Below are 10,715 nucleotides of genomic sequence, written 5' to 3' on the forward strand. Positions count from 1 at the left end.
GGATGAATATGGCGGTACTGCAGGGTTAGTCACTGTCGAAGACATCCTTGAAGAAATTGTCGGCGAGATTCGTGATGAATTTGATGCTGACGAAGTACCAGAGATTAATAAAATTAGTGAAAACCAAACCATTGTTGATGGTAAAGTCCTTATAGATGAAATCAATGACTTATTCGGGCTAGATCTCGAAAATTCCGACATGGATACAATCGGAGGATGGATTTTATCAGAAAAAATGGATGTCGTCGAAGGCGATAAAGTTAGATATGACGACTATGAATTTAAAGTACTTGAAATCGATGGTTACCATATTAAGCTGCTAGAAATTTTAAAAGTAGCCAATAAAGAATCAATTGCCTAATCCAATCCCTCTTGTTGAGACAAGAGGGATTTTTTTGTATTGGGACAACATAGATGCAATCTAAAAAACGGCTAAAAAAGGGGATATATCCACATCCTCTTTTTAGCCGTTTTTTTCATATTATCGGTATATCTTCCTATGTTTCGCAAAAATCTTTACAAAGTATTTACGAACTTAATAAATATTCAAAATCTTTTACAAACTCTTCACCTCTTCTCAACAGCAACTTCAAAATATGTACCTATACTTTACGTATGGGTTAGCAAGTCTCATTATTAAAAAATCTTTTGGGGTGAAAAATTTGTGAGTACTGAAAAAAGCTTTACTATCTACCAAGAATATCCTAGGGTACCGTCATCCAATCTCAGATTATCAAAGAATGTAGAACATTATCTCTATTTAAAAAGAGCTTATGATATTTTCCTTGCAGCCATTGGATTGATTATTGCACTGCCAATTGTTCTTATATTTACGATCCTCATCGTCATTGAAACACCAGGTTCTCCCTTTTATGTTCAGGAGAGGATTGGCAAGAATGGAAAACGATTCAAGATGATGAAATTACGATCGATGAGAATGGATGCAGAAAAAGAAGGTGCAAAGTGGGCAGAAAAAAATGACCCCCGAATCACAAGAGTGGGTGCGGTAATCAGAAAGACTCGTATTGACGAGCTTCCTCAATTGGTCTCTGTATTAATAGGGGACATGTCAATTGTAGGTCCAAGACCTGAAAGACCATTCTTTACAGAGAAATTTAAAAAAGAGATAAAAGGATTCGAAAATCGGGTACTTGTTAAACCAGGCCTTACTGGTCTTGCGCAGGTCAGTGGAGGGTATGATATTTCTCCAAGAGAAAAACTGATATACGACCTGGCATACATCCAAAATCTATCATTTTTACTTGAAGTGAAAATTATCATAAAGACCTTTAAAGTAATTTTCACAGGAGAGGGAGCACGTTAATAAAGGCGGGAAGCATATGTCAGTCATCAGAAGTCAGCTGCATAAAGGAGTCAAGTGGACAGGAATTTCTACACTTATTATAACTGCCATCCAAATTATTCAGTTTGCATTACTTGGCAAAGTAATGAGTATATCCGAATTTGGTCTAGTTGGAATGATTACCACGATTGTTGTGTTCGCTCAGATCTTACTTGATCTAGGAATTGGTTCAGCCGTGATTCAAAAACAAGAGGTTTCAACACGCGTTTTGTCATCTTTGTTTTGGCTAAATGTGGTGGTAGGAATCGGGTTGTTTGTCATCTTATTCCTCTTTAGTCCCTTGATTGCGATGTACTTTCAACGAAGCGAATTAATAGAACTGATTCGACTTTTGGCTGTGATGTTTTTAATCGCTCCGGTCGGGCAGCAATGCCAGTATTTGCTGCAAAAAGATTTACGTTTTAATTTGCTAGGGGCTATTGAAGCGGGTACGACAATGATCTCTTTCCTTACAATGATCATTCTCATCTTTACTATTAGTCCCATTTATGCCTATGTCATTTCACAAGTCGTAATGAATTCACTAAAAGGGCTTCTTTATTTGATCTGTTATCAAAAGAAATGGCGGCCATCTTTCGTATTCGATTTGTCGGAATGCAAGGAATACATGGCGTTTGGGGCATTCCAACTGGCCTCACGATTAGTCAATCGAATTGGTTCCAACCTTGATGTGATCTTAATCGGGCGATTTATGGGTGCTGAGGCACTTGGTATTTATAATCTTGCCTATCAAATCGTGACCATTCCGGTCTTAAAGATTAATCCAATTATTACAAGAGTTGCTTTTCCGGTTTTTTCGAAAAGTCACCAAGATCATGTTTTATTAACAGATGGATTCTTGCACATGACAAAGCTATTGAGTCTAGTGTCTTTCCCCATCTTAATGGGTCTTACGGCAGTGTCAAATGTTTTTATCATAACTATTTTTGGACAGAAATGGCTGGACGCCGTTCCTGTTTTGCAAATCATGGCCTTAGTTGGCATTCTTAGGGTTTTAATGAACCCAAATGGCTCAGTTATTTTAGCAAAAGGAAAAGCGAATATCGCTTTTTATTGGGATGCCGCCGTTCTCGTTGTCTATGGTGCCTCTTTATGGATGGCTGTTATGACCAATAAACTGGAAGTTGTAGCCTGGACATATGCAGGAGTAAGCCTTGTGAATTTCTTAGTTGGAAGATGGTTATTAAACTGGTTAATTCAGCTGCGCTTTCGGCAATATCTGAAATCTATTTCTGTTCCATTCCTATTATCTTTGCTGATAACAGCCATTGCTTTTTGTCTGAAAAAGATTTCTGTCAATTATTTCACCCAATCGAGCATTTGGCCTCTTATTTTTTCAGTCGGTATAAGTGGTGTTGTCTATATTTTGCTTTTGTATAAGCTTTATCCAAATTTTTTCTTGAGGATCGTAAAAAAACAAATAAGAGGGCAAACATAATGAAGATTTTATGGATTACAAGTGTATATCCTAGTGAGGAAAAACCAGGTCTGGGTGTTTTTCATGAGACTCAAGTTCAAGCATTAATCAAGTTAGGCGTTGAGGTCACAGTGATTTGTCCTGTGCCGCGCAATCCCGCTTTGATCAGGTACGTAAAAAGGCAATACCGTGCTAATAATGGGGTTCCATTTAAGTATATCCGTAATGGAGTGACGGTCTACCGTCCACCCTATTTAGCCCTTCCAGGCCAGCTAAGATGGGCCCAGCCGGATAAACGAATTGCTGCTTCCATATTAAAAACAATGTCGGAATACGAGATAGAGCCCGATTTAATTCACGCCCATTTTGCTATGCCATCTGGTGGGGCAGCGAGAATAGTGGCAGAGCAAAAAAGACTGCCGTGGATTTTAACGTTACATGGTAGTGATGTAAATATTTATCCCCATTATAGTTCAAGTGCCAAAAAAGTATTCGAACAGACTGTACAGGCAGCAAATCAGGTATTGGCAGTGGGTCAAAGCCTAAAGCTGAGGGCAAAGGAGTTATCTGGCAGAGATAGTATCGTCCTTCCCATAGGTGTTGATCTATCACAATTTCAACCTGCTGATGACTCCAAATGGCAAATAAGAAGACGCCTTCAACTCCCTGAGGACAAGAAAATTATTGTGTTTATAGGAAGGCTAACAAAAGCAAAAGGAGTTTTTGAACTCGCCCATTCACTTAAATGGCTTTCAAATGATGTAGCTATTGTATTTGTGGGAGATGGACCAGCAAAAGAAAAATTAAGGCAGCATTCCGATTACAATCGAAGGCTGTTCTTAACGGGGCAAGTAGAAAATGAAAGAGTAAAAGATTATTTGCTTGCTAGTGATGTATTTGCACTCCCGTCTTACACAGAAGGCATGCCAACCGTTGTCATTGAAGCACTAGCCCTGAAGGTGCCTGTGATATGTACGGCAGTGGGTGGTATACCAGAGCTTTTTGGGGAGCATAGTCAGCTTTTAATCGAAAGTAGGTCGGTTTCAAGCCTGGTAAATCGAATAAACGATATTTTAAATCGACATCTTTCTACCTCGCAGGTTCAGCATGAACTGTATGAAAATATTCAAAAAAACTATCATGCTGATCACAATGCTGTTTTGTTAAAAGCTGTCTATCAACGGACGATCGAATCCATTTATTCAACGATATAGTCGCGACTGTATTTAATAAAGAACTGGAAGGATTGATAAGGATGAAAAAAATTGCTGTTTTAGGAACTGGATATGTTGGTCTTGTTACAGGTACATGCTTTGCTGATTCAGGAAACCAGGTGACTTGCTGTGATATTAATCAATTGAAGATCAATGAACTCATAAAGGGGATTATTCCAATTTACGAGCCCGGATTAGAAGAATTAGTCCAAAAAAATGTTCGGAAAGGAACACTGAAATTTAGCGCTAATATTAGTCAAGAGATCCAGGATGCTGAGGTGATTTTTATTGCAGTTGGGACACCGATGACATCATCAGGTAAAGCTGACTTAACCTATGTAAAACAGGTCGCTCAATCTATTGGTGAAAATTTAAACGGGTATAAAGTCATTGTCACAAAAAGTACAGTACCCGTTGGCACAGGAAGATTAATAGAATCTGTGATTAGTGAATATTCTACTGGAAAACATCCTTTTGATGTTGTCTCCAATCCTGAATTTTTAAGAGAAGGAACGGCTATCAAAGATACGATGAACATGGAGCGCGCAGTCATTGGCGCCACAAGCGAAAAAGCTTTTCAAATAATTGCGGAAATTCATCAGCCTTTTACCACAAATATTGTGAATGCCTCTTTAGAAACAGCTGAGATCATTAAATATGCTGCCAATGCATTTTTGGCAACAAAGATTTCATTTATTAATGATATTGCCAACATATGCGAACGCGTTGGTGCCGACGTTACAAAAGTGTCTCAAGGGATTGGATTAGATAGCCGGATTGGCAATAAATTTTTACAAGCAGGTGTAGGATTCGGTGGATCTTGTTTTCCAAAGGATACCGCTGCTCTCCTGCACATTGCCGAAGATTGTCAATACGATTTTAAATTAATCAAGGCAGTCATAGATACAAACGAAGGACAAAGGGTGCAGCTGGTGAATAAATTGTCTCATGCATTAGGTTCTTTAAAAGGGAAAACGATTAGTGTTCTAGGTTTAGCATTTAAACCAGATACCGATGATGTTCGGTCTTCACCAGCTTTAGATATTATTCCATATTTAACAATGCAGGGTGCAATCGTTAAGGCATATGATCCTATCGCGATTGTCGAAGCGAAAAAACAAATCGGTTATGAGTGCACCTATTCAGAGGATATCTATGAGACTATTCATCATTCAGATGCCTGTATGATCTTAACAGACTGGCAGGACGTAAAAACATTAGATTTATCATTAGTAAAGAAATTAATGAACCAGCCACTGATGGTTGATGGTCGTAATCTCTTTGACTTAGAAGTGATGAAAGAACTTGGATTTACGTATCTTTCGGTTGGTAGGCCTGCCATACATGCAGAATCATCCATATCTAGGACATTATAGGAGGTATTACAGATGAGTAAAGTAATTGTTACGGGAGGAGCTGGATTTATTGGCTCCCATATTGTGGAGGAATTGCTTCGACATGATTTCAATGTCACGGTTATTGATAATTTTTCAACTGGACAACTAGAAAACATCGAACACTTGCCTATTGAAGTCTATAATCACGACATTACCGATCCAAGTGTCATTGACTTAATTGTTTCGCTTTGTCCAGATTATATTATTCACCAAGCTGCACAAGTAAGTGTGGCTGAGTCTGTAAAGGACTTCCTAATGGATGAAAAAATAAATATTAGGGGATCTCTTCACATGATAAATGCGGCCATTAAAGCAAAGGTGAAACGATTTGTATTTGCTTCATCTGCAGCTGTTTACGGGAATCCTGTCGCATTGCCTGTGACTATCGAACACCCAACAAACCCGGAATCTCCCTACGGACTGACAAAGTTATCGGTTGAAAATTATTTAAAGATGTCAAGTAAACTATACCAACTACCCTATAGTATTCTGCGCTACAGCAATGTATATGGACCAAGGCAGGATGCAAAGGGTGAAGGGGGAGTCGTAGCTATTTTCTCGAGTCAACTGACTGAAAATAGCACCCCTGTTATATATGGCGATGGTGAGCAAACAAGAGATTTTATTTATGTAAAAGATGTAGCGGCTGCTAATGTTAAGGCTCTTCATGCAAATGAAAATATAAGTGTCCATGTGTCATCAGGATCGTTTATTTCCATTAATGAGTTGTTCGAAACGATGAAAAAAGCAGCTGATTCAGATTTGAGTCCAATTTATAAACAAGATCGTCCAGGCGATATTCGGCATAGTATTCTCGCCAATGAAGAAACAAAAACATTACTGAATTGGGAGCCCTCTACCAAACTATTCGAAGGGTTGCAGGAAACTCTCCAGTTCGCAATGAAAAAGCAATTGCTCTCACTAAATGGTTAGTTTGAAAAGGCTCTTTTCGTAAATTTTGTTGTTTTTGGATATTAATATGGGTCCTTTGCTAAGTTTCTAGGCAATTTTCGCAAATGTTCTTACGAAAAGATGCCACGAAGCATGTAGTTAAACGGGTTGATACACTTATACGAAAAACAACAATCCATGCGAAAATAGCCTTTGATAAAGGAGAAGGAAGTTTGATGCAAAGTAATCCACTGGTAAAGCAAGCAACAGGTGTGTCAGCTTTTCTCTTAGTAGGATTGGCCGTTATTTATTCACTTGTTGAAATGCAGTTTGAAATGATGATTTTTCTTGGGGTATGGGCAATTATCATTTTAATCTTACTTATAAAAATGAACGTTATCAATAAACCCCAATTATCTAGCGTGATGTACTTATTAGTCATGACAACATTTCTGAATCAATCTGTTTTAAGCATTCATGTTGGCTTTTTTAGTATATTTTTGTATCGCTTGGTATTGATCGTTGCTGCTATGATCTTTTTCTCACATGTAATGAAAGAAAAGAATCTTCCTTATTATTGGAATCAAGTAAATGTAAAAGGTGTTCTCTTGTTTCTACTGTTTTGGTTTGCCTATGGGGCGGTATCACTGCTATGGGCAAAATCGGTTTTCGAGGGAATTAAGTCGTTAATTCTATTGGGCATGGGGTTATTGTTTGTCTTTTTAGCCGTCTTTATCTTTAGAAAGATGAATCATTTGTTCCTGTTTTATGGTATTTGGCTGGTTATGACAGTCCTGTTAATGGTGATTGGATTAGTAAATCATTTTGCTCAGATTCAGCTGCCGACATCAACTTTGTATGGGGCCCCACTTTATAAGCTGTCATTTCCAACATCTGTTTTCTATAATCAAAATGATTTTGCCACGTTTCTTACTATATCATTCTTTTTTTATCTATCTTTAACCAAAAATAGTAATCAACTATTTTTAAAAACAACTAGCTTATTTCTTGCGATTATTTGTGTATATCTCATTTATTTGACGGATTCACGGGCAAGTCTGCTTGGAGTCATGATAGGTTTAGCCGTTTATCTGTATATCCTTCTACCGGCTTATTTAAAGAGAATGGCAGCTATAATCGGCTCATCGGTTTTTCTAGTGGGCACGATTGCAATTATCCCAAAATTAATCCAATTGGTTAACGCTTCTACTGTTTATTCTGGGTATGAAATTCTTCCATCTAATGTAGCAAGATTAAATCTACTGAAGAATACNNGGGGGCAGGCAATGTACCTTACTATTTAAAAAACGAGTCAGTCTATGCAACAAACCATGTGGTTGAAGTCCATAATTGGCTCGCTGAAATAATGGGCAATTTTGGAGTCATCATAATGCTTGGTTACGTCACCATGTATGTCTATCTGTTCATAAGTCTCTACAGATTTTATAAAGTCCAACGAAACAGGAACCAAAAAGGGTTACTTGAAGCGTGTATGATGGGGTTGATCGGATTCATTGTTTCTAGTATCAGTCCGAGTTCTGTCAGTAATCTATTTTTTCATTGGGTATTTCTAGGATTTGTTATTTGTACGGTTTCTGTGTTTTCGAACAAACAATATCAACAACATGAAGAAAATTCCTACTAAGGAGCAAGGTTTAAATGGGACATAAGATTCAAATTTTAAAAGAAAGATTGAACAAATACTTCCTACTATTATTAGTAATGACGATTTTGCTGGGTGTAATTGGATGGCTTATTCCAGTTGGAAAGGCAAAATCAAATTATACCTTAGATACAGTCCTTACCTTAGGAAACTATGATTATCCAGAGCTAAATGATCCTAAACGTGTCATTAATATGCTCACGAACCCGAACATCCTGATTTACGAATTACATTTGAAGGATTTATGGGAAGAAAGGTTTGAGGAAATTTATACGAATTTACATGTAACTGCAGGACCTGACAACTTGATAACACTTTCGTATTCAGATCATTCAGAGGAAAGTACGGCTAAAGTGCTAAACGAGATAACAACTGCTTTTCTGGAAATCGACCAAGATAGATTCCAAGAAAAACAAAAATTCTTTCAAGAATCTATTGAAGAAATAAAAGGTGTACAAATAGCATCCGAGGCCAAAGGTGACCAGCTGCGCTTATTATTTGAACTTAAGACAGCTCTAAATGATATAAAACCAGCCACATTATTAAAACCTGCTGACATAAACACCATCGATACTGAAAACAGAGCTTTCAATTCAAAGGAAAGAGCAGTACTAGGGATTTTATTGGGGGTAACATTAAGCTTTTTATGGATTGTTTTCCCAACCATTTTCCGGGAATAGTCATTTCAAAAGGAGGTATTTTCATGAATCCGGAGCAGCCACTGATCTCCATTATAACGCCTTCATATAATGCCAGTTTGTTTATCGAGGATACAATCGCTTCTGTTAAAAAGCAAACCTTTCAAAACTGGGAGATGATTATTGTCGATGATTGTTCGTCTGACAATACACCTGATATTTTAGAGCGTATTGAAAAAGAAGATGATAGAATACATGTTATTTATTTACAACAGAATGGCGGGGCTGCTGTTGCCCGAAACATAGCATTGCAGCATGCAAAAGGAAGATATGTTGCATTTCTTGATAGTGATGACTCCTGGAAACCAGAAAAATTACAAAAACAACTTTCTTTTATGCAGACTAACAACTATGCGTTTACATTTACCGGTTACGAACTTGTAACAAATGAGGGAGTACTGTTGAACAAACAGATATTCGCCCCTGAGGAAATTTCGTATAATGATATGTTAAAGAATACGATTATTGGATGTTTGACAGTCATGCTAGATCGAAAGGTAGTAGGCGATATTCAGATGCCTAACATACGAACAAGACAGGATTTAGCCACTTGGCTAGCCATATTAAAAAAAGGGATCAATGCATACGGATTAAATGAAAATTTGGCCGAGTACCGCATAGGGAATCCCTCTATTTCAAAAAACAAATGGAAAGCAGCAAAAATGAATTGGTTTGTCTATCGCAAGTTAGAAAAACTGAACGTCTTAAAGGCTTGTTGGTGTTTTTCACATTATGCCTTTCATGCTGTATTAAAAAGAATATAAAAAGGGATGAAACAAATGAAGAGTATACATGTTATTGTGGCAACAGGTGAATGGGCACAGGACCAGTTACGGTACCGAAGACATCGGCTTGCTGAATTCCTACAAAATCATCCTGAAACAAAAGAGGTTATTTGGCTTTGCCCGACACCAGAACAAAAAGAAGATTCATACACAATAATGTCAAATAGAATAAAACAATGGACGATCAAAGATTTATTTCCACAAAAAGTGTTTCGGTTTGGGCGCTATATGGATGAATTTCATCGAACTAAGCTGCAGCCCTTATTACTATATTTAAAAGAAGCACAGGAAAAGTATACCGTTAATCTATGGTATACCTTTCCTGGATTTCCATTACTTACTGACGTATTTTCTTGGAATAAAATCGCTTATGATTGCAGTGATTTATGGACTTCTCCTATCAATGGGAAAAACTCTATTGTTGCCAATTTTAGAAAGAACATCATATCAAGCGCAGAAAATCGGATCATTCAAAATTCAGATGTCATTTTTTGTACATCTGAACTTCTACGTACGAGAATCGTAGAAAAGTTAGGCTCAGAAGAAAAGGTGTTTACCTTTGAAAATGGGGTGGAATTTGATCTGTTTGCAAAAAATCCCACACAAATCGCGAATATTCTTCCTGATCATTTTGACGGAACCGTTTTGGGATTTATCGGCGGAATTAAACCCAAGCTGGATTTTGATTTAATCCAGGAAGCAGCACAAAAAAAACGAGAGTGGCTTTTTCTATTTGTAGGTCCAGATGGAACAAATGATCATCCAAAATTTAAAGACTTATTAACGGAGAGTAATGTCTTATGGACTGGAAGTGTCGTACCTACAGAAGTGCCAAAATATATGAACTTAATCGATATTGGAATCATGCCATACAAATCATCTCAATATAATCAAGCTGTATTTCCCTTAAAGTTGTTTGAATTTTTGGCAGCGGGGAAGTCGGTAGTTGGCATGCATTTGCCATCAACTAAAAAATATGCAGAGGAATCTGTATACGCACATTTAGATAATAATGATACAAATGAATTTATCCGGGTATGTGAACAATTAGAAGGCACCAAAACTCATCCAGACTATATCCGCAGGCGCAAGACACTTGCTAAAACAAAAAATTGGAACGAAGTATTTGAGGATATGATTCTATTAGTTTAGATTTGAAAAACCCAAGCTTGATCCATTGTTGGAGACCCCTAAGGGGTTTCTTTTTTTATTTGTAAATAAGTCAGTTGGAAGTGCAGATTGTCTAAATGGCACGGGTGTGGAATTGTAGAAGGAAATGAAATGATT

Annotated in this window: 10 protein-coding genes; all 10 read left to right on the forward strand. The window is 37.4% G+C overall.

Going from position 1 to position 10,715, the window contains the following annotated elements:
• Positions 1-361: transporter associated domain-containing protein (locus tag V7137_RS26650; RefSeq protein ID WP_335700868.1), on the forward strand; the 361-nt coding region annotated here is incomplete at its 5' end.
• Positions 362-664: 303 nt separating this feature from the next.
• Positions 665-1,324, forward strand: coding sequence for a sugar transferase (locus V7137_RS26655; protein WP_335700869.1), 660 nt, complete (start codon positions 665-667; stop codon positions 1,322-1,324).
• 16 nt (positions 1,325-1,340) lie between these two features.
• Positions 1,341-2,801, forward strand: a complete 1,461-nt coding sequence (gene tuaB, locus V7137_RS26660; protein WP_335700870.1) for a teichuronic acid biosynthesis protein TuaB — start codon at positions 1,341-1,343, stop codon at positions 2,799-2,801.
• Positions 2,801-3,994 carry a teichuronic acid biosynthesis protein TuaC gene (gene tuaC / locus V7137_RS26665; protein ID WP_335700871.1) on the forward strand — a complete coding sequence of 398 codons (1,194 nt, stop codon included), beginning with the start codon at positions 2,801-2,803 and terminating at the stop codon, positions 3,992-3,994. The genes tuaB and tuaC overlap by 1 nt, the downstream gene beginning before the upstream one ends.
• A 41-nt stretch (positions 3,995-4,035) precedes the next feature.
• Positions 4,036-5,370 carry a UDP-glucose 6-dehydrogenase TuaD gene (tuaD, locus tag V7137_RS26670; protein ID WP_335700872.1) on the forward strand — a complete coding sequence of 445 codons (1,335 nt, stop codon included), beginning with the start codon at positions 4,036-4,038 and terminating at the stop codon, positions 5,368-5,370.
• Between the two features lie 12 nt (positions 5,371-5,382).
• The gene (locus tag V7137_RS26675; protein WP_335700873.1) at positions 5,383-6,324 is read left to right on the forward strand and encodes an NAD-dependent epimerase/dehydratase family protein; all 942 of its coding nucleotides are present in this window, start codon (positions 5,383-5,385) and stop codon (positions 6,322-6,324) included.
• A gap of 1,348 nt (positions 6,325-7,672) precedes the next feature.
• Positions 7,673-7,927 (forward strand): hypothetical protein, encoded by a 255-nt coding sequence (locus V7137_RS26680; protein ID WP_335700874.1) that lies wholly within the window; start codon positions 7,673-7,675, stop codon positions 7,925-7,927.
• Between the two features lie 14 nt (positions 7,928-7,941).
• Positions 7,942-8,625, forward strand: coding sequence for a hypothetical protein (locus V7137_RS26685; RefSeq protein WP_335700875.1), 684 nt, complete (start codon positions 7,942-7,944; stop codon positions 8,623-8,625).
• Positions 8,626-8,648: 23 nt separating this feature from the next.
• Positions 8,649-9,407 (forward strand): teichuronic acid biosynthesis protein TuaG, encoded by a 759-nt coding sequence (gene tuaG, locus V7137_RS26690; protein ID WP_335700876.1) that lies wholly within the window; start codon positions 8,649-8,651, stop codon positions 9,405-9,407.
• Between the two features lie 6 nt (positions 9,408-9,413).
• Positions 9,414-10,580 carry a teichuronic acid biosynthesis protein TuaH gene (tuaH, locus tag V7137_RS26695; RefSeq protein ID WP_335700877.1) on the forward strand — a complete coding sequence of 389 codons (1,167 nt, stop codon included), beginning with the start codon at positions 9,414-9,416 and terminating at the stop codon, positions 10,578-10,580.
• The last annotated feature ends 135 nt before the right edge of the window (positions 10,581-10,715 follow it).

This window comes from Neobacillus drentensis (genome assembly GCF_036962765.1).
Lineage (GTDB): Bacteria > Bacillota > Bacilli > Bacillales > Cytobacillaceae > Neobacillus > Neobacillus drentensis_C.